Source organism: Spirosoma sordidisoli (assembly GCF_004138325.1).
In the GTDB taxonomy this organism is placed as follows: Bacteria; Bacteroidota; Bacteroidia; order Cytophagales; family Spirosomataceae; genus Spirosoma; species Spirosoma sordidisoli.
On record NZ_SBLB01000001.1, the window covers coordinates 963,136 to 982,348 of the forward strand.

Consider the following 19,213-nt stretch of genomic DNA (forward strand, 5'->3'; position numbering starts at 1 on the left):
CGGGGTTCAGGCTACTTCTTCCTGACTGGCCGAGGTGGCCGTCGTGCTTCTGGCGGGGCTGGCCTGGCCGGTCAGTTCGGCCAGAAGCTCACTGACGCTGACCATGGCAAAACTGCTGGCGTAGTCGGCCATCGCATACGGAATAATCAGCTTATCGCCGTTGATAACGCCCCCGCAACTGTATACCACGTTGGGTACGTACCCTTCGCGTTCGTTTTCGTCGGGACTCAGGATGGGCTCGGTTGTTCGCCCGATTACTTTGCTGGGATCATTCAGATCGAGCAGAAAAGCGCCTATGGCGTATTTACGCATCGGACCCACGCCATGACTCAGTACCAGCCAGCCCGCTTCGGTTTCGATGGGCGAGCCGCAGTTACCCAGCTGCACGTACTCCCAATGGTAGGTTGGTTTCAGGATGAGTTCTTTGGTTTGCCAGAAATACAGGTCGTCCGAGTACATCAGGTAGATGTTCTCGCCATCCTGCCGCGAGATCATCACATACCGCCCGTCAATTTTACGGGGAAACAGAGCCATACCCTTGTTTGATACCTCGGCTCCGTTGAGGGTACTGACGCTGAAGTGCGAAAAATCTTTGGTTTCCAGCAGCTGCGGAAACGTAACCCGGCCGTTGTAAGCCGTGTAGGTAGCATAGTAGGTCACCTCCCCGTTATCGTCGGTAAACTGCACGAAGCGCGCGTCTTCGATACCGTTGGTTTCGTTGGGCGACGATGGAAAAATACAGCGCTCATCGAGGCTCTGGTCGTCGTCGAAATCGATTTCGTAGTTCGACTTGGCCAGGGCCAGCAAACTGCTCGCAATGGTCTCGTATTCGGCGTTGTAGCGGTACTGCGCCAGGATGCGCTTGATCTGGGCGTCGAGTTCGGTCAGGCTGAACTCCTCGCCCAGGCCGATCATCATCTTTTCCTGAATGCTGTTTTCGAGCCGCAGTTCGTAGAGTTTACGCTCAAACTGCGTCCGGTTGAACCGCTGGGTAGACAGGATATCGGGGGCGGTTACGTAGCGGGATGGTTTCCGCAGCACAATATTGCTTTCTTCGTCGATGTACCCCATCCGGAACGAGATCGAGGAAACGTGGCCCTCGCCGGTAGCCCGCAGGCTCAGGATAAACCGTTTATAGCCGGGTGGTACGTTGGTCTGGTCGGGGTGCCAGATCATGGAGGGGTTGAACAGCGCAGCCGACTCCAGCGAATACTCCATGGTGAAATACGCACCCAGTAGCAGTTTGCGCTCCTGCGTCAGGGGCTCGTCGGTCAGGAGCTGGGGCCGGATCTGCTCAAACCGCTGTAGTAAAAACCGTTCCAGCTTATAGTGTCGACCGCCAAACTCCCGAATAACTTCGTCGAGCTTCTGATCCACTTCGTCGTCGGTCATGGAGCCAACGCGGGCAATGATCTTTAACGTGCGGGTAGCGCTTCCCAGCTCAAAGGGACGAAACAAAACACGCGTTGGGTCCGGCCGGAGAACAATACCCGTTCGGGTTGCTTTTATGCTCATTTATGAAAAGTTTTCAGTGTCCGTATACGGTTTCCGGCAAATTTCGTCCGATTTGGCCAGTCATCACCCAAAACCGTATACAGAAAACTGAAAACTACTAAAGTTATTACCCATTCACCAGCGCAGAAACGGCCAGGTTCACCGATTTTGCTTCGGAACGTTGCTTCTGAACGCTATGCAGCTCGGCCAGCGCCAGCAGATACGACAGCGTACTTTCGGCACCCTGGTTCTGGTTGACCCGGTCGATATGCAGGCCGTCGCGGCAACCACCCGTCTGCGCGTCGTACAAAGGCAGGCCCAGATCGTTGTGGCCGGTAAACCACTTGAACACCCGGAGGGCGGTACGGTGCCAGTCTTCGTCGCCGGTAACGGCATAAGCCGCCAGGCAGGCCGATACCGTACTCTGCGCTTCGAGCGGCTGCTGGTCGAAGTAAGCGCGGGGTTGTCCTTTCACGTAGAACCCGTTCGATCCGATGGGCTGGAAGTTACCCCAGGCCGGGTTGGTACGGGTCGATATACCCGGTGCCTGGTTGCCGAAGTCGGCCGTACGGGGTCCGGCCGTTTGCAGCTCGATCAGCCACCGCAGCGAGTTCAACCCGATCTGAACCAGCTTCTCATCGCCCGAGCGGAGCAGCACGTGTGCCAGCACCGCATTGTCGTACGAGAGTACGTTTTCGAACCAGGGCCAGTCTTCCGTTGCGGTAGCGTTGTATAACTCCATCAGCTTGCCCAGCAGTTGCTGCTGAATGGTTTTGGCCAGCCGATCGTCGCCGAATTTCTTCTGGTACTCGTAAATACCCAGCAGCGAAAACGCCCACGCCCGGGGCGATGGCATATGAACAATACTGGGCAGGACTTTCTCGATCAGGTTAATGGCCCAGGTTACCGTGTTTTTATTGGCGTCGCGGCCCAGGCAGGTGCCCAGCGCCCAGACGGCCCGGCCCGTGCTGTCGTCCGACCCGACGTCTTCGAGCCAGCGCCGGTCGTAGCTCATGAAATTACGGAACCGGCGGTGTTCGTCGGTGTAGGCATAGTTCAGAAACGCGCAGTAGTCGTCGGCGGCTTTGTCGAGTTTCTGTTCGCTCAGCCCCGCATCGCGCAGGGTCATGGCCAGAATCAGCGCCCGGGCGTTATCGTCGGTGCAGTAGCCTTCTTCGTAGAACGGCAGGTGATACCGCGCGTGCTGCACGATACCGGTCGAGTCGGTCAGGCGGTACAGATGGTCGAGCCGGATAGCGGGCAGTACGAACCCACCGGCGCTCCCCATATACGGCGCCAGTCGGCCAATGGTACTCATGCGTTCCTGACGTGCCTGCGCAAACGAGTTGGCATAGGCCTGGATAGACCGCTCCCAGATCATTTCGCGCCCCATCAGGTAGCCCCGCTTCCGCATGGCGTGCCGCATGGGCTCGTCGGTGAGCAGGTTGATGATCTGATCGGCAATGGCATCGTGATCGCCAAACGGCACCAGCACACCCCGGCCGTCGGCCAGCAGTTCTTCAGCATGCCAGTAGGGCGTCGACACCACCGCTTTGCCGCAGCCAAATGCGTAGGATAACGTACCCGAGGTAATCTGAGCCGGGTTCAGGTAGGGCGTAATGTAAATATCCGCCGAGCCGATGTACTCAAGCAGATCGTCGAGTTCAACAAACTGGTTGTAGAACCGCACGTTGTCACGAACACCCAGATCTTCGGCCAGTTTTTTCAGGCTGTCGCGGTATGCTTCGCCTTCGTGTTTGATCAGGTGCGGGTGAGTAGCCCCCAACACCATATAAACCGCGTTCGGAACCTGCTCCACTATACGCGGCAACGCCCGGATCACGTTTTCGATGCCTTTGTTGGGCGACAGCAGACCAAACGTAAGCAGGGTTTGCTTGCCTTCCATGCCGAACTTGTCTTTATAGAAGTGCGGATCGACAAACGGCATATCCGGAATACCGTGCGGAATCAGATCGATTTTCTCTTCGGGTATTTCGTAAATATTGATCAGGAAATCACGGCCTTTCTCCGACATACAGACCACCCGGGCCGACAGATCGGCGATGCTTTTCAGCACCAGCAGCTGGTCTTCGTTCGGATTTTTCAGGATGGTATGGAAGGTCGTAACGACGGGCATCGACAGATTCCGGAGCATCGTCAGGATGTAACTGCCGGCTGGTCCGCCAAAAATGCCGTATTCGTGCTGCAGACAGACTACATCCACATCTTTGGCATTAAGAAACTCGGCCGCCCGCCGATACGCTTCTTTATCATGCTGGTAAAAGTCGTAACGAACCTCCGTTGGGTAGTCATATCCATCGGGTGTGTCGTTTACGGATACAACGATAGGGCGGGCATCTGGAATGAATCGGGCATATGACGTATACAGGTCCGACGTGAATGTGGCAATGCCACACTGACGGGGCAGGTAATCACCAACAAAAGCCACGTTTTTCGGATTGTGTGGCCATGCCGCTGTGGCTGTTCCGCCCTGCTCAGGCGAAACGCGATTGGTAGGAGTCGTCATAATTATTGAAAGGTTTTGCCGCGCTAAAGAGCCGCGACATGCCTGATAATACTACTGAATCTATATAACTATAGTAATAATCGTTTGAGCCAGTGTTTTGTTTTGAAAAACAAAACATATTTGCATCATACCTTGGCCATGGCGCATCAGAAACAAATATTATTTTACATACTATACAATTTACCGTATTTATTATTGGTTTTACAATATTTCCCAAAACGGTAACAAATGAATTATTCATCATCGGCGCTCAATGCTGCCGAGTAGCTCAAGTAGATAATCCCGTTTTGGCTTATTGACCGGCACCTGGGCTCCGTCGGCCATGAGCAGATACCCTCCCTCCTGCCGAACAATCTTGCGCAGGTAAGCCGGGTTGATTAGGTGCGAGTGATGTACCCGAACAAAGCCACAGGGCTCCAGCGCCTGACCTACCTCTTTCAGCGTTCGGCAAATGAGCAGGCTGGAGTTATCCTGCAGAAAGAAATGCGTATAGCTGGCATCGGCCGTACAGCGAACAATATCGCTCACGTCGATGATCTCATGGCCTTCCTGCGTTGGCAGCGCCACCCGGGTCCGGCCCGGGCTGGCTGGCGTCTGGTAGTGTTCCTGAAACAGCTGATACTGCGTTTGCTGCAACTGCCTTACTTTTCGCTGCTGCCAAAGTCCGATGGCTTCGCGTAGTTCGTTTTCCTGGATGGGTTTGAGCAGGTAATTCAGGGCGCTGAACCGAAAGGCCCGAATAGCATACTGGTCGTAGGCCGTCGTAAAAATTACATCGAAATGAAAATCACCGACTTCCTCAAGCAGACTGAAGCCGTTCATGCGCGGCATTTCAATATCCAGGAACAGCACATCGAAGGCCGTATGCCGAATAAACTCAAGGGCCGCTTCGGGCTGATTGAACTTAGCCATTACCTGTACGTTCATATCGAGCTTGCGTAGCTTCATGTCGAGCAACTCGGTAGCGTGCTTTTCGTCGTCGATCAGGATCGCTTTCATAACTGGTTGTGACTGGTTTGTGGCCGAGATGGGCTGGTCAGCCGAAGCTGGTAAGTAATTCGGACCAGCGTACCGCAGCGACCGGCATCGGCCAGGTCGATCAGCTGTACGTTGAGCTGCGAAGGGTAATTCCGGTTGAACAGGTCGATCCGCTGTTGAGTGATAGCCATCCCGAGTGATTTCTGTCGCGTGGCCGAGCGGCTTTTCAGCCGGGCCGCCTGCTCGCGCCCGATTCCGTTGTCTTCTATCTCGAACTGAATGGTTTCTTCGTCGAGCATCAGCACCCGCAGCCACACACATTTGTCGGGTCGATGACTGTGCTGCAGGCCATGCCAGATTGCGTTTTCAACAAAAGGCTGCAGTAACAAGGGGGGAATGACCACCGCATCCTGATCAATAGCCGGGTCAATGTCGATTACATACTGAAAATTTTCATCGAATCGACTGCTTTCCAGTTCAAGATACAGCTGTAGTCCGCTTACCTCTTCGGTCAGCCGGACGGTATCTTCGTTGGAATGATTGAGAATCAGGCGCAGCAACCGCGAGAAGTTAGACAGATAACGGGTGGCATTGGCTTCGTCCCCTTTCAGCACGAAATACTCGATGGTGTTCAGGCTGTTGAAGAGAAAGTGGGGGTTCATCTGGCTGCGCAGAGCCAGCATTTCTACTTCAGCCAGTCGTTTTTCATAGGCTGTTCGCTGCTCAATTTCATCGATGTAAGCCGCCTGACTGGCCTGCCGTTCGCGGTCGATGATTCGGATCCGATGGGCCAGCGCCAGGGCAAAGACGATGATTTCGAGCAGCACTCCCAGGGGTAACATCAACAGATTATCTACATAGCCCGGCAACGACTCACCCACCAGAATGATCTCTCCTGCCCGCAGGGAAGCCAGTACGCCGATGACCGTAAGCAGAACATTACCCACCACCACATAGCGCGTCAGTACGGAGGGCACCCGCCAGAGCATCCAGACCAGCACCGCCACATGTACCGGCACAAACACCAACCGGCAAAACCAGTAGCTCAGCTGATAAAGGCCACCGTCGTTGGTCAATAGCAGCAACCCTCCCGCCAGCAGGCTGTAGGCAATGGCAAACCGCCCCCACTGCCGCAGTTGGCGGGCCGCTGCCGGATGCGTCCGCGTCAGGTCAAGCAGCTCGACCAGAAAATACATATACGCGCCCCAGCCAGCCCAGACGATACTTTCCATCGCATGGTAGCGAAGCAGAGGCATGGTAGCAAAAACCTGACCAATGGGTGTATACGTTCGGGTCTTCAGTAAAGCGTACAAACAGCCCGCCAGCACGTACAGCGCGTAATAGCCGTATAGCGGCCGACGGTAATAGAGGTAGATCAGCACCACAAACAACAGGAAAAACAACAGCCCTCCCTGCACCCAGGACCGGTACTGCAGTTCGGGCAGGTTGCGCCTGTACTGAAACAGGGCCTGTCGGAAATGAAGTGATTCGGATTCGAACCGCAATCCCAGCGAGGGGCGGGGCAGTTCCGAATGGGTCAGCGCCGGTAGCAGGCCCGGGCGGTTAGCGACGCGGATCAGGACAACCGTGGTCTGACGGGGCCCGAACCGGAGGGGTAGGTACTGATCATCGTCGGGAGTAGCCCAGTCCCGGCGCGGAACCATCGTGCCGCACCGCAGCGAATCGATCAGACGTCCCGAGTCGGGCAGAAGCCGATAACAGACGACCGTCTGACTGGTAGCTGCGTAGGTATAAACCGTCCGGCTTGTATCGGCATCGTTCCGTACCAGCAGCCGAAGCCAGTAGACCTGCTGACCATTAGTGGGCAGGTTTGAGGACACTCGCTCTCCTCCCGTCTGCCGAAACATCGAAAGCCAGCTTGCCTGCCGGTCTGTACGGCTCAGTACACACCGGTCGCGCAGATAAACTGGCCCGCGGTCCAGCTGGCTTAACCGGATGGTATCAGGGTAGCCGGCCGCCCACAACCGGCCAGACAGCATCATACCTAAAAACAGTAGCCAGCGAACCATAGGTTTTCAACGACAAAGTCCCGTGTAACAATAGTACGAAAAGCACCCGACTGCGTAAAGCCAGGCTAACAGACAGTGCGTTTCAGTTTATCAGCCAAGCGTTTCGACCCATACGCGCTCCTGGTTCGTGTATTCACTCATATAAGATGCTGACAAACCCAAAGTCCAGACTGGTGAATTACCCGGTCCGGTTCTGGGTACTCCTGCGGACCTTTCGCAAACGTTCACAAAGCAGCAATCAACCACTCCGTGTATGAATTACATCGCTTTACCAACCCTGGCTTGTTTACTGGTGGCTACTGCGGTAACCAAAGCTCAGGTGCGCGTATCAGATCCGAAACAAACGGTAGAACGCAATGTAGAATATCGGGTCAATAGCAGGGTAGATCAGGGCATAAACCGGGGGCTCGACAAAGTAGAGCAGGGCATTGGCAACATCTTCAAAAAAAAGGAAAAGAAAGCCAGCGGACAGCAACCCGCCGATGACACCTCTCAACAAACGCCCGGTGGACCCGCCAATCAGCAGCCCGCCGACACACCGATGGGCGAAGCGGCAGATACGGGTACCCCCCGCTCGTTAAAAGCTTACAGCCGGTTCGACTTTGTTCCCGGCGAGAAAGTAGTGGCCCTGGAGGATTTCGGTCAGGATGCGGTTGGCGATTACCCCGCTAAATGGAATACCAACGCCAGCGGTGAAGTAGTGACCCTGGACGGGCGGTCAGAAAAGTGGCTGGCGGTTACCCAGAACGGCCTCCTCTACCCCGAATTTCTCGCGGCTTTACCCGAAAACTTTACGCTGGAAATGGACATGGTCATCACCCCCGGGTTAGATAACAACTTCCTGGGCACGGCGCTGAACTTCGTTGATGGGAAAGCGGCTAAAAATCTGCTTACGGCAGACCGAAAAAATACCGTACAGCTCAATATTCACCCGGGTGGTGGGTATACCAGCGTTACAGCCTGGGATGCTGACGAAACGATTCGGGTAACCAACGAAAACTACGAGAAAGAGTGGCTCAGTGGCGAAAAGCCAGCCGCCCGATTATCGGTCTGGCGGCAGAAAACCCGGCTTCGGGTCTACCTGAACGAAGTTAAAATCTGGGATATTCCACGCGCCTTCGATCCGACCGTAACGTACCGGCTCGTACTGGAACGCAATTTCTTTACGACTGAAAACCAGGCCTGGTATATCGGCAATCTGCGCGTTGCCGTGGGTGCTCCCGATACACGCTCAAAACTAATTACGGAAGGCAAATTCAGCACAACGGGTATTCTGTTCGATGTGAACTCCGACAAGATCCGCCCGGAGTCGTATGGTGTATTGAAAGAAATCGGGCAGGTGCTGAAAGAGAATGCCGGTATACGCGTCAAAATAGTTGGCCATACAGATTCAGATGGCAACGACGCCAGCAATCTCGCCCTATCAAAACGACGGGCGACTTCGGTGAAAACGGCACTGGCCACTGAGTTTGGCGTTGACGTTAATCGCCTGGATACCGATGGGAAAGGCGAAAGCCAGCCCGTTGGCCCTAACACCACGCCCGAAGGCAAAGCCAACAACCGGCGCGTCGAATTCCTGAAACTGTAACAAAAAGCCAGGCCAACCAGCTTATCAGATAGACAAGCCACACGCCAGGAACTAAAGCTATGACCATCAAATCGTTGTTCATACTATTTTTCTGTCTATCGGCGACGGGCGCCAGCTGGTCGCAACAGCTGTCGCCGGCTCAGCAGGCTGAACTGGAACACCTAAGCCGCGAGGCACAAGCCGAACTTACCAAAGCACTCGCCCCCGGCCACATGGCCCGCCTGTTCGACGAACAGATTCAGGAAGCCAGAAAGAGTGGGACCACACCTGCCCAGATAAAGGCACTTGAATCAGCCAAAACCGACGCCCTCCGTCAACTACGGGCTAACCGACAGGAAGCGGCCCGGCAGAACACCCAAGCCGATTCGGAACCCGCCCCTACCGATACGCCTGACAAAGCGGGAGTCAATTCCGTAGGCGCGCTGAAAAATCGACTGACTCATCCGGTTCCGGTCATTTACGATGAGCAGGAAGGCCGGTACAGTCACATACCAAGGGCTTTTCGGGTGTATGCTGAAGCCAAACTGACGCCGGAAAAATGGGTGGCCTTCATGCACCAGCAATACGGGGTAACGCTGCGCGAAAAAGGCAGGTTTGGCACCAAACAGACACCGGTACTTCAGTACGAGCAGCTGCACAAATCGTACGTTGTCCGACTGGCCCGCTACAGCATCACCCTCGACAACACGGGTTACGTGAACCGGGCCAGCGGCACCTTGTTTGCGCTTACTGCGCCGGATCCCGGCCCCGCCACGACCCAAACCTTACTGCTCGCACTCCGTCGGGCTACCCAACAACCCACCCTGCCCCTGCTGACGGACCCTCTCCCCAGCCAACGCCCACCAGCCTACGCTCAGGCCGAAGCGCCGATGTGGGTTCCCACAAATCTGGAACCAACCGCCAAACAAACGGTACTTACCCGACCATTTACGGTAACGACGCCCGGCCAGGTGGTTCGCTGGTATCTCGATGCCCAGACCGGGCGCGTGGTAGCCTCCGAGAATCGGCTGTTCGACTGCACGCCCCCGGCACCCAGAAAGGCAGTTCGGCGGATGGTCAGTACGTTCCACAGCGGTCGGAAAGCGGTAACCCTCGAACCCGTTTATTACAATAATAAACCTAGCTTTTACCTGGCCGACAGCTCCGAAACCCCAGCAGTGGTGGTTCTGTCGCCGGAAAACGAAACCAGTGCTCAACATACGGATACGAGCCTGACCGATGCCAAATTACGGGTACGGGGTGATTTCGATGCCCTCTACGGGCTTCGGCGGGCGGCCACCTATTTCAAGACAATGGGAATCAACAGCTTCGACGATGCCGGCACCACGATCAGGGCCACAGCCTTCGACCGGGTCAATGCATCCTATTCACCCAGTACGAAGCAGTTTTATTTCGGTATGTATGAAGGCAAACCGCTGCTGACGCTGCTGGTAGCAGGTCATGAGTTTACCCATGGTGTGTCGGATCACTACACTGATTTTGTAGCGAGGGGCGAACCGGGGGCGTTACACGAGAGTATTGCCGATATGCTGGGCCGCGCCATTGAGCAGCAGGTAATGGGCGGTAACTGGGTTATTCTGGATGAAGTAGTACCCAACGGTCTGCGCAGTATGTCTGATCCAAAAACCCTCAAACACCCCGATACCTACGGCGAAACCTTCTGGGCCAACCCCGGCAATCTGAAAGTCGATGAGGGCGGTGTTCACATCAACGCAGGCATTGGCAACCGCTGGTTTTACCTGCTCGTCAACGGGGGCAAAGGCCAGAACGACCTCAAGCATTCCTACGATATTCAAACGACCATCCCCATCCATGAGCTCACCAAACTGGTACTGACTACATTACCTAAGTTGGGGCCCACATCGGGATATGACGATTTCTGCCGGGAAACCATTGCTACTGCCGAAGGGCAATACGGTGAATGCAGCAAACGAACCCACACCATCAAACAGGCGTGGTATGCTGTAGGCGTTCTCGATGACCCGCCGGTTCCCTGCTCAGGCTGGAGCTTCGACATGGTAGCCAGTAATGGTACTGAGCAGCAAGTTACCCGGTTTTATTTCAGGGGCGATAGCGCCGTTGCTGTTACCCGCACTCCCGACGGCATCCTGAAATCATTTGCCCGCCGAAGCAGCCCTACCATGACCGCCGTTGTACAAAATACCGACGGGGTGAACGTAACTGAACTTCCCAAATCCATCACTCCTGTGGTGAAGCAGGCAGTTGAAGAAACCCTCCCCGCTTTGGAAGTGGCAATGAGCGCCGAACTTGAAAAAGCCCGTACCGAACGCAATACCCTCGGCACCTCGCCCGAACGCCGGGCCACCCTCGACAAGGGTATTCCCGTGATGGAAAAGTTTCTGCGCGACCTGAAGCAGGGCCGCGCCAAAGCCCAGAAAACGCTCGACACGCTCCAGCAGGGCGAAGTACCAGTTTCGGCCATGACGTTCTGGGAAACCCGCCAGGTTCGGCGCAACTTCGACAAGCAGCATATCAAAGCCTACCAGAAATACGAGAACAAATACGAAGCCAGCAAATACGTGATGCAGAACGGGATTTACTGGTGGTCAACCACCCGGATTCCGCTGCGGATGTCTGACCTGATGATCATGATCCCTTACTCACCCGTTACCCAAATGCGTAACGGCCTCGACCACTGGCTGCGTGGTTTTCCGCTGGATTATCTGGGTATGTTCAAGATCAAAAACATCCGCGAGCACGTACCTGTTAATTTTGATGCTCTCTTTTCAACTGCACCCGTTTTTCAATAGCTGCTTCATCGGCAGCTGACCGGCATTCGTCCGTGATCAGGCCGGGTTGGTCTGAAATTGGTAGTTCAGCCCGGCGGGAACGGCTAGGTTTGTGATCATAAACCAGTAGCCACCATGAACAACCTCGTCCACTCCCCTATCGGCCTCCTCCACCTGACAGCCGCTATACTGGCCATGATCACCGGTGCTCTTGTCATCCTCACCCCCAAAGCGACGGTAAGCCATAAACGAATCGGGTACGTATACGTAGTCAGTATGCTGCTCGTTAACCTGACAGCCTTCCTGATTTACCGACTGTTCGGCAAGTTTGGCCCTTTCCATGTGGCCGCTATCTTTAGTTTCGTTACGATACTGGGCGGTATGATTCCGATCCTGTTCCGGCGCCGGTTTACGGACTGGCTGTCGTATCACTACTTTTTCATGAACTGGTCGGTAGTAGGGCTCTATGCCGCGTTCTGGGCCGAAACGCTGGTGCGGCTGTTTCCGATGGCGCAGTTCTGGCCGGTGGTGATGTTGGCAACCCTGGCCACGACCCTTACCGGCAGTATCCTGATCCGGCGGCATAAAGATCGGTTTCTGACCGGTCGACCCGCAGCACCCATCAGCAAGCCCACCCTTTTTCCTTAACTTGCGGCTTCATTGTTTGGCGTTCGGCGTGAGAAGTTCGACGTGCCTGCTGCGTCAAACCTCAACCCAAACGCCATACAGTTGAATGGTCTGGCACCGTATCTCCTCCTTTATTCTTCGCCATCGGCTGGCCCTGGTAGCCGTTGTTCTGATTGGCACGGCCTTCATGGGCTACCAGGCCAGTCACGTTAAGTTATCCTACGAACTCGCCAAAATCCTGCCCGTTTCCGATACCGAATACAAGCGGTACGAAACGTTTAAAAGCCGCTTTGGCCAGGATGGCAGCGTCATGGTACTGGGCATCGAGTCGGACAGTATGTACCAGCTCGATTTCTTCAACGACTGGTACGCCCTTAGCCAGCGCATCAACGCCATCGAAGGCATTCGGGACGTAGTCGCCAACGCCAACCTCTACGACATTGTCCGCGACGACACGGCCCGAAAATTCCGGATTGTGCCGCTGGTACCCCGCCCCCTCTCTGCCCAGTCGTCGGTCGACAGCCTCCGCGACCGGATTGCCCGGCTGCCGTTTTACCGCGGGCTGGTGCAGGACAGCAGCGGCCGGGCTCACCTCATGGCCGTTACCTTCGATCAGAAGCTGATCAACACCAAAAGCCGTATCGCCACCGTTCGGCGGGTTGCGGCCATGGCCGACTCCTTCGGAACGCAGCACAGGCTGACAGTTCACAAGTCGGGCATGCCCTACATCCGGACCGAGTTTTCGGCTAAGGTCAGCCAGGAGCTTACCCTCTTCATGGTACTGGCATTTGTGGTTACGGCGCTAATTCTGGTTTATTTTTTCCGGTCGCTGACGGTCATGATCGCGGCTGCGCTGGTGGTAGGCATCGGGGTGGTCTGGGTAACCGGCTACATTGTTCTCTTCGGCTACGACATTACGATCCTAACGGGTCTGCTGCCCCCGCTCATCATCGTGATCGGGATTCCGAACGTTATTTTCCTGCTCAACCGCTACCACGAAGAGCTGAACCGACGGCACCAGAAAGACGACGCGCTCCGGATTGCCATCGAAAAGGTAGGCGAAACGACTTTTTTCGCCAACGTAACCACGAGTATCGGCTTCTTCGTTTTCTACTTCACGGCCAGTCCGCTGCTGCTGCAGTTCGGGCTGGTAGCGGCCTTTGGTATCATGACGACCTATGCCGTATCACTGATTCTGATTCCGATTATTTTCAGCTACCTGCCGGCCCCTTCGCCTAAACAGCGCGGCCACCTCGACCGGCGTCGGGTCACGAGTTTTCTCGGCTGGGTCGATCAGCTGGTCCGCACGCGTCGTACGGCTATCTATGGCTTCATTGCGGTTGTAACGGCGGTATCGATATTTTTTGCCCTGCGGATCAATGCCATTGGGTACGTGGTTGATGACCTGCCGGCCAACGATCCCATCTACGCGGATCTTAAATGGATCGAGAGTCGGTTTAAAGGGGTTATGCCGTTCGAGGTGAGTATCGACACCAAACGGCCCGGCCGGGTACTGACCCCCCAGACGCTGAGCAAAATCCGCCTGCTCGAGCGCGAGTTCAGCCAGTACAGTGAGTTTACGCGCCCGCTGTCGCTGGCCGAAGCGGTCAAGTTTTTTTACCAGGCCTACCGCGGGGGCGACCCCAAGTATTATGCGCTGCCCGGCGCGCTCGAACTGGGACAGCTGGCCAGTTATGCGCCCCAGCTGAAGGGGTCAGAAAGTCGCTTCAAAGGCTACCTGGACAGCACCCGCCGGTATACGCGCGTTAGTTTCCAGATGCCCGATGTGGGAACTGTCCGTACCACCGAGCTACTGAGCCGGCTCCAGCCGAAAGTGGATTCGATTTTTAATATAGACCGCGAAACGGGCCAGCGCGTAGCTGCCGATGAGCAGTATGACGTCAGCATCACCGGCAACAGCGTGGTTTTTACCCGCGGCAACGATTACCTGCTGAAAAACCTGGCCGAAAGCACCATGCTAGCCATTCTGCTGGTTTCGGTCATCCTGATTATTCTCCTGCGCGATATCCGGCTGAGCCTGATCGCCATTCTGCCCAGTGTGGTCCCCCTCATCGTTACGGCCGGGATCATGGGCTTCTTCGACATCCACCTCAAACCCTCGACCATTCTGATCTTCAGCATTGCCTTCGGCATATCTTCCGACGGCACCATCTATTTCATCACCAAATACCGCGACGAGCTTCGGAATGGGAAACACTCGCTGACGCAGGCCGTATCGGAAACCATTCGGTATACCGGCCTGAGCATGTTCTACACGGCCATTATCCTGTTTGCGGGCTTCGCCATCTTTACGGCATCGACCTTTCAGGGAACCATTGCGCTCGGCATTCTGGTGTCCATCACCCTGCTGATGGGTATGGCTTCCAATCTGATTCTGCTGCCGGCCTTTCTGCTAACGGTCGACAAGCGCCGGAAAGCCACTGTGCCGAGCCAGTCGTAGTCAGGGAAGCGTTGGCGGATGAATTGACAGATCCAGTTGGGCAGTATCGTCTTCGCCGTTGGTATAGCCGTTTCCCGGTCTGGAATCGGGGTCGGTGACGGCTGCGGTCTGTATCTCTGCGTTCAGTCGGGCCCGGCCCAGCGGGGTTGAGACCGTGACTCTGAATGAGAGTGTGGCTGACCGGCCAGCCGCCAGATCGCTGATGGTGCCGCTGACCAGTCCGCTCACCGCCGTCATGCCGGGGCCATCCAGAAACGACAGGGCGGCCGGTAACGCACACCCCACCCGAACGCTCCCCGACGAACGGCCGCCCCGGTTGGTGACGACCAGACTAATCGATAGCAGTCCCCCGGTTCGTACAGAAAGCCGGCTGGTTATCAGTTGCAGGCTCAGGTCGGCCGTGTTGGGGTCCGGGACGGGCTGGTTCGAAGCAACGGCAGGCAACGGGTCGGCATTGACCGAAACGGGAACGCTGTATACCTGCCCGGCCGATCCCCGGGTTCGAAACGTGACCTGCGCCAGATCATCCTGACCATCGCCAATGCTCGTATTAGGCTGCGAATCGACGTCCAGCTGATCGGCCCTGACAATTTCGGCCGCCAGCTGGTAAACCCCTTCCTGCGTGGGCTGAACCAGGAAGGTTACCGAACGCGGCACCGACGGCTGTACTTCCGGCAGTTTGATCAGAATCAGCCCCCGTTTATGGGTCACCTCTCCCCCCTGTATAAAGGCTAGCGCCGGGGGCAGATTACACCGCAACCAGACGCTCGTGGCGGTACGTGGCCCCGTGTTATCGACCATCAGGCTAACCCGAACCGGTGTGTTCAGGGCCGGGCTGGTTTGGTCGGTATACATGCGTAGACTCAGGTCCGTACTCGTTATGGCCGAAGGCAGACGGGGCTGGGTGTTCTGAAAGAACGCATCGGTCAGCGAGCCGTTCCAGGCATCGCCCACCTGCCGCAGCCCATCGCCGGATAAATGAACTCCATCGGTACGGGGCATCTGAATGCCGTCGGTATTCGGGCCGGGATACACCCCGCTGACCTGCTGGATAACCTGATTCTGGGCGTTGATAACCGGCGCGTACTGCGTCAGATGGTAATTCAGGTACAGATTGTTATCCATCGACGCCCGCGCTACTACCCAGGGCAGGGTAAACCCGGCATCGGCCCGACACTGCGCGATGACCGTTTGCAGATCAGCCGCATACCGGGAAGCCGACGGGTCGGTATCGTAAAACTCCGATTCGCCCTGGTGCCAGAGTACGGCCCGCAAGCCCGTCAGGGGCGCATAGTCCTGTACGACGCGCTTCAGATTGCCGTAGGGCATGCCCGGCCGAAAATAATCGCCCCCCGACGTAGCGGTACTATCGACGGTAATGCTTTCGCGCCAGTTGCGGACGGCCGTACCGGACCAGGCCGTATTGTAGAACAGGATCGGCACGTTCAGCCGGGCCGCCAGCAGATCGCCCAGCCGACCCCAGTTCCAGGCCGTCTGACCACGCGGACCGACGGTACCCGTAGCCGACAGGGGCGCTCCGGTAAACGGAATCGGCAGCCGGATGGTATCGTTCAGGTTAAAGTGCGGACTGCCAACCACCCGCTCATCGGCCGGGTTAACGGCATCCCGGTTCCGGATCCCCTGCCCGTTCGACTGGCCCGCAACGACAAACACCTCGCCCACGCCCACCGGCTTTACCTCCGCCACGTCCGTAACCAACCCGCTGCGCCAGGCCCGCACCTCGACCCGGTACCAGCCCCCGCTAACCGTCAGCCGACCCCCAAAATGGCCCTGGGCGGGCGCTGCGTCGAGCAGAACCCAACCGGTAGCCTGCCCCTGTCCCGGATTCATCTCCGTCAGACGAGCTTCTACCTGATCCGTCAGCGCCGGACAAAGCCCCAGGATCGACAGGGTTGTCTGGTTATTGTTGCCGCGCTGAAACACCAACCGGGCCGTCGGGAAGGTAATTGTCAGCTGCGCGTTACAGACAAACACAATTAACAGAAGTACTCCAGACAGACCAACCCGCTTGCCGAGCATCACATGGGACTTATAGAGCGGCATAATTCATCAGAATAGACACAAAAATTTGCTTCTATCTGACGGAAGACAACTCTATAAGACACTATTTACTATATGGTCTATTTATCAACTATTTATTTCTCTTAACTGTCTTCCAGTAACGTATCAAATGATACAAACTGCCCTCCGAACCGATGCTGAATGCGTTGCTGCATGGTTTCAGCGTGTTGGGCCAGATAGGCTTCGTACTCGGTCCGGCTGTTGAAGTTAAGCTGTAGGGAATAGGTAACGCCCCCGTTGTCAAGCTCCGTCAGCAGGCGAAGCAGGCGATGATCGACCGTAAGCCCCGTTGCTTTAACGGCTGGCAGATAGAACGCTTTGATCCAGCGCAGCCAGTCGGTGGCCACTTCCTGGGCCACGCTATAGGTTGTGTTATAAAGAATCATACCCATTCAACGCAGGCGGGTCAGTGTAAGTTGACCATTTGGTTGTTTCTTTGCCGAAACAAATCGATTCATCAAACCTACTTTTTATGTATCCCGGATTAGTACACGCCCACTCAGGCCTCCGCTGGATTGCGCTCATCCTGCTGCTGGCTGCCGTGGCTGTTGCCATTGGCAAGTGGCAGGGTCGCAGCGGCTATACCGATGGTAACCGCAAACTGTATTTATTTACGCTGATTGCGGTTCATACCCAGCTGCTTATCGGACTGGTGCTTTACTTCATTAGCCCGTTGGTAAACTTTAGTATGCTGAGTGACAAACTGTATCGATTCTATACCGTTGAGCACACGACGGGTATGCTGATCGCCATTGTGCTGATCACGATCGGTTACTCCCGCTCAAAACGGGCAACTGACCCCACCACGAAGCAGCGGCTGGTTGGCATCTTCTACGGTCTTGGTCTACTGCTCATTCTGGCTTCTATTCCCTGGCCGTTCCGTATTCCGGGCGCCGGCTGGTTCTAAAAAACAAACCCGTCTTCGGCTAGAATCATCGCTGGAGACGGGTTTATTCTATTATTTCTATAGATATATTATTAAAATTGTATTAAATATACTTTCTTTCACACTACGACTACCCAGCTATATCATCTAACTATCAGTTAGTTACAAATTATGGCATTACGTATGTGCCAAAAGTTGTGTGGAAATCTTTCCTCAATTATTTGGCATTTATTCCACAACTGCCTACTTTTATATCAAGTAATTTGTACCTAACCTTTGATCATGATGATAAAAATGCTCCTGGCAGTAGCATGTTCTGTCTCGTTTAGCATCGTTCAGGCACAAAACGTACCCACCGTCACTCCACATTCACCCACCGTACCTGACATTTCCACCGTAGCTTACCCTGTACCCACCGTCACTTCTACTAAGCCCACCGTTCACTTAACCGCTCCATCGTTTTACGAACAGATTCCGCTCGTCAACGAGGTTATCGGCTTCGCTAAAAAGCATCTTTCCATTCGGTACCGGTCTGGCGGCACCAGCACACGCGGGTTTGACTGTTCGGGTTTTACCCGCTTTTGTTTTAGCCACTTCGGACTCAGCCTGCCTCATTCCAGCGCTGCCCAGGGTAACGTTGGTCATGCCGTCGACAAATCCGACGCGCAACCCGGCGACCTTATTCTCTTTAAAGGACACAGTTCAGGGGGCAACCGCATTGGTCACGTTGGTCTGATTACGGAAGTGATCGGAGACCGTATCAAATTCATCCACTCGGCCTGGAACGGGGGCGTCCGGTATGACTACCTGCACGCCGATTATTACCAGCGTCGGTTCATGGGCGTTCGGCGGGTTGTTACCCTACTGGCCGAGAAATAGCACTGTAACTGCTTTATCTGATTATAAAAATAAAGCGGCTCAAGGGCCGCTTTATTTGTTTAGGGTCGTGCCAGCCCCACCACCCGTTACGGCAGCCCCCAGCTCGTCGGCATGGCAGATCACCACCCGGGCTACGCCGTTATCCAGCGCCCGAAACGCATTGTCCAGCTTGGGAATCATGCCTTTATTGATAGCCCCGGCGGCTTTGTAATCCGCGTAAGAGGTCGGGTTTAGCGCCGGAATAACACTATCGTCGTTGGCAGGATCGGCCAGTACGCCCCGCTTCTCGAAACAATAGACCAGCGTTACGGTATCGTGCCGGGCCAGATCGACCGCAATGGCCGAGGCCATGGTGTCGGCATTAGTGTTCAGCAGACCGCCCTGGTTGTCGTAGCTGATGGGCGCAATAACCGGGGTCAGGCTCTGGCGCAGGAAGAACTGAATCTGCCCGGCATTGACTTCATCCAGATCGCCTACAAAGCCGTAATCAATGGCCCCGACCGGCCGCTTGTGCGCCAGTACGATTCGGGCATCGGCGCCGGTGAGACCAATGGCGTTGCAGTCCAGCGTCTGAAGCTTTGCCACGATCTGTTTGTTGACCAAACCACCGTATACCATCGTAACAACGTCCAGCATAGGCTGGTCGGTAATGCGCCGGCCTTCTACCATGGTGGTCTGAACGCCCAGCTTCTCGGCAACCTGGGTAGCTATTTTACCGCCACCGTGTACCAGCAGCCTGGAGCCGGGCAACCCGGCGAAGGCGGTCAGAAAACGCAGCAGGGCGTCGGGATTATCGATGACGTTACCGCCAATTTTTACTACGGTCAGGTTATTCATGCCAGACTAGCATACAGCCGGTTCGGGCAGGCTCTACGCAGCTAAGCTGCGTAAAGTACCCCCGCCCTACCGGC

13 protein-coding genes are annotated in these 19,213 nt (G+C 55.6%); 6 read left to right on the top strand and 7 right to left on the bottom strand.

Annotated features, from left to right (window positions below):
* Positions 1-6: 6 nt before the first annotated feature.
* From EQG79_RS04190 to EQG79_RS04205, 4 genes are all read right to left on the bottom strand, one after another.
* Positions 7-1,515 (bottom strand): glycoside hydrolase family 130 protein, encoded by a 1,509-nt coding sequence (locus EQG79_RS04190; RefSeq protein ID WP_077919014.1) that lies wholly within the window; start codon positions 1,513-1,515, stop codon positions 7-9.
* Between the two features lie 106 nt (positions 1,516-1,621).
* Positions 1,622-4,021, bottom strand: a complete 2,400-nt coding sequence (locus EQG79_RS04195) for a glycosyltransferase family 4 protein (protein ID WP_129600144.1) — start codon at positions 4,019-4,021, stop codon at positions 1,622-1,624.
* 240 nt (positions 4,022-4,261) lie between these two features.
* A complete protein-coding gene (locus tag EQG79_RS04200; protein ID WP_129600146.1) occupies positions 4,262-5,020 on the bottom strand; it encodes a LytR/AlgR family response regulator transcription factor in 759 nt (252 codons plus the stop codon).
* A complete protein-coding gene (locus EQG79_RS04205; RefSeq protein ID WP_236648533.1) occupies positions 5,017-7,029 on the bottom strand; it encodes a histidine kinase in 2,013 nt (670 codons plus the stop codon). Before EQG79_RS04205 ends, EQG79_RS04200 begins: the two co-directional genes overlap by 4 nt.
* A 253-nt stretch (positions 7,030-7,282) precedes the next feature.
* Between EQG79_RS04205 and EQG79_RS04210 the strand changes: the two genes are divergently transcribed.
* From EQG79_RS04210 to EQG79_RS04225, 4 genes are all read left to right on the top strand, one after another.
* Entirely contained in the window at positions 7,283-8,617 is a 1,335-nt protein-coding gene (locus EQG79_RS04210; RefSeq protein WP_129600148.1) for an OmpA family protein, read from the top strand.
* Between the two features lie 59 nt (positions 8,618-8,676).
* Positions 8,677-11,388, top strand: coding sequence for a M4 family metallopeptidase (locus tag EQG79_RS04215; protein ID WP_129600150.1), 2,712 nt, complete (start codon positions 8,677-8,679; stop codon positions 11,386-11,388).
* 114 nt (positions 11,389-11,502) lie between these two features.
* Positions 11,503-12,015: a DUF2306 domain-containing protein gene (locus tag EQG79_RS04220; protein WP_129600153.1), complete on the top strand. Its 513-nt coding sequence runs from the start codon at positions 11,503-11,505 to the stop codon at positions 12,013-12,015.
* 85 nt (positions 12,016-12,100) lie between these two features.
* A complete protein-coding gene (locus EQG79_RS04225; protein WP_129600156.1) occupies positions 12,101-14,455 on the top strand; it encodes an efflux RND transporter permease subunit in 2,355 nt (784 codons plus the stop codon).
* On the opposite strand, the gene EQG79_RS04230 is transcribed toward EQG79_RS04225, so the two are convergent.
* The gene (locus EQG79_RS04230) at positions 14,456-16,519 is read right to left on the bottom strand and encodes a sialate O-acetylesterase (protein ID WP_077919021.1); all 2,064 of its coding nucleotides are present in this window, start codon (positions 16,517-16,519) and stop codon (positions 14,456-14,458) included.
* A gap of 101 nt (positions 16,520-16,620) precedes the next feature.
* Positions 16,621-16,923: a DUF4286 family protein gene (locus EQG79_RS04235; RefSeq protein WP_077919589.1), complete on the bottom strand. Its 303-nt coding sequence runs from the start codon at positions 16,921-16,923 to the stop codon at positions 16,621-16,623.
* Positions 16,924-17,009: 86 nt separating this feature from the next.
* Between EQG79_RS04235 and EQG79_RS04240 the strand changes: the two genes are divergently transcribed.
* Positions 17,010-17,444 (top strand): cytochrome B, encoded by a 435-nt coding sequence (locus tag EQG79_RS04240; protein ID WP_077919022.1) that lies wholly within the window; start codon positions 17,010-17,012, stop codon positions 17,442-17,444.
* Positions 17,445-17,708: 264 nt separating this feature from the next.
* The gene (locus EQG79_RS04245; RefSeq protein WP_077919590.1) at positions 17,709-18,302 is read left to right on the top strand and encodes a C40 family peptidase; all 594 of its coding nucleotides are present in this window, start codon (positions 17,709-17,711) and stop codon (positions 18,300-18,302) included.
* Positions 18,303-18,353: 51 nt separating this feature from the next.
* On the opposite strand, the gene argB is transcribed toward EQG79_RS04245, so the two are convergent.
* Positions 18,354-19,139: an acetylglutamate kinase gene (argB, locus tag EQG79_RS04250; protein ID WP_129600159.1), complete on the bottom strand. Its 786-nt coding sequence runs from the start codon at positions 19,137-19,139 to the stop codon at positions 18,354-18,356.
* Positions 19,140-19,213 lie beyond the last annotated feature (74 nt).

What these genes read in the sequence shown, in the direction of transcription:
- EQG79_RS04215 (WP_129600150.1), top strand. Translation starts at nt 8,677, where the DNA reads ATGACCATCAAATCGTTGTTCATACTATTTTTCTGTCTATCGGCGACG.
- EQG79_RS04205 (WP_236648533.1), bottom strand. Translation starts at nt 7,029, where the DNA reads ATGGTTCGCTGGCTACTGTTTTTAGGTATGATGCTGTCTGGCCGGTTG.
- EQG79_RS04220 (WP_129600153.1), top strand. Translation starts at nt 11,503, where the DNA reads ATGAACAACCTCGTCCACTCCCCTATCGGCCTCCTCCACCTGACAGCC.
- EQG79_RS04200 (WP_129600146.1), bottom strand. Translation starts at nt 5,020, where the DNA reads ATGAAAGCGATCCTGATCGACGACGAAAAGCACGCTACCGAGTTGCTC.
- EQG79_RS04230 (WP_077919021.1), bottom strand. Translation starts at nt 16,519, where the DNA reads ATGCCGCTCTATAAGTCCCATGTGATGCTCGGCAAGCGGGTTGGTCTG.
- EQG79_RS04240 (WP_077919022.1), top strand. Translation starts at nt 17,010, where the DNA reads ATGTATCCCGGATTAGTACACGCCCACTCAGGCCTCCGCTGGATTGCG.
- EQG79_RS04235 (WP_077919589.1), bottom strand. Translation starts at nt 16,923, where the DNA reads ATGATTCTTTATAACACAACCTATAGCGTGGCCCAGGAAGTGGCCACC.
- EQG79_RS04190 (WP_077919014.1), bottom strand. Translation starts at nt 1,515, where the DNA reads ATGAGCATAAAAGCAACCCGAACGGGTATTGTTCTCCGGCCGGACCCA.
- argB (WP_129600159.1), bottom strand. Translation starts at nt 19,139, where the DNA reads ATGAATAACCTGACCGTAGTAAAAATTGGCGGTAACGTCATCGATAAT.
- EQG79_RS04210 (WP_129600148.1), top strand. Translation starts at nt 7,283, where the DNA reads ATGAATTACATCGCTTTACCAACCCTGGCTTGTTTACTGGTGGCTACT.
- EQG79_RS04245 (WP_077919590.1), top strand. Translation starts at nt 17,709, where the DNA reads ATGATAAAAATGCTCCTGGCAGTAGCATGTTCTGTCTCGTTTAGCATC.
- EQG79_RS04195 (WP_129600144.1), bottom strand. Translation starts at nt 4,021, where the DNA reads ATGACGACTCCTACCAATCGCGTTTCGCCTGAGCAGGGCGGAACAGCC.
- EQG79_RS04225 (WP_129600156.1), top strand. Translation starts at nt 12,101, where the DNA reads ATGGTCTGGCACCGTATCTCCTCCTTTATTCTTCGCCATCGGCTGGCC.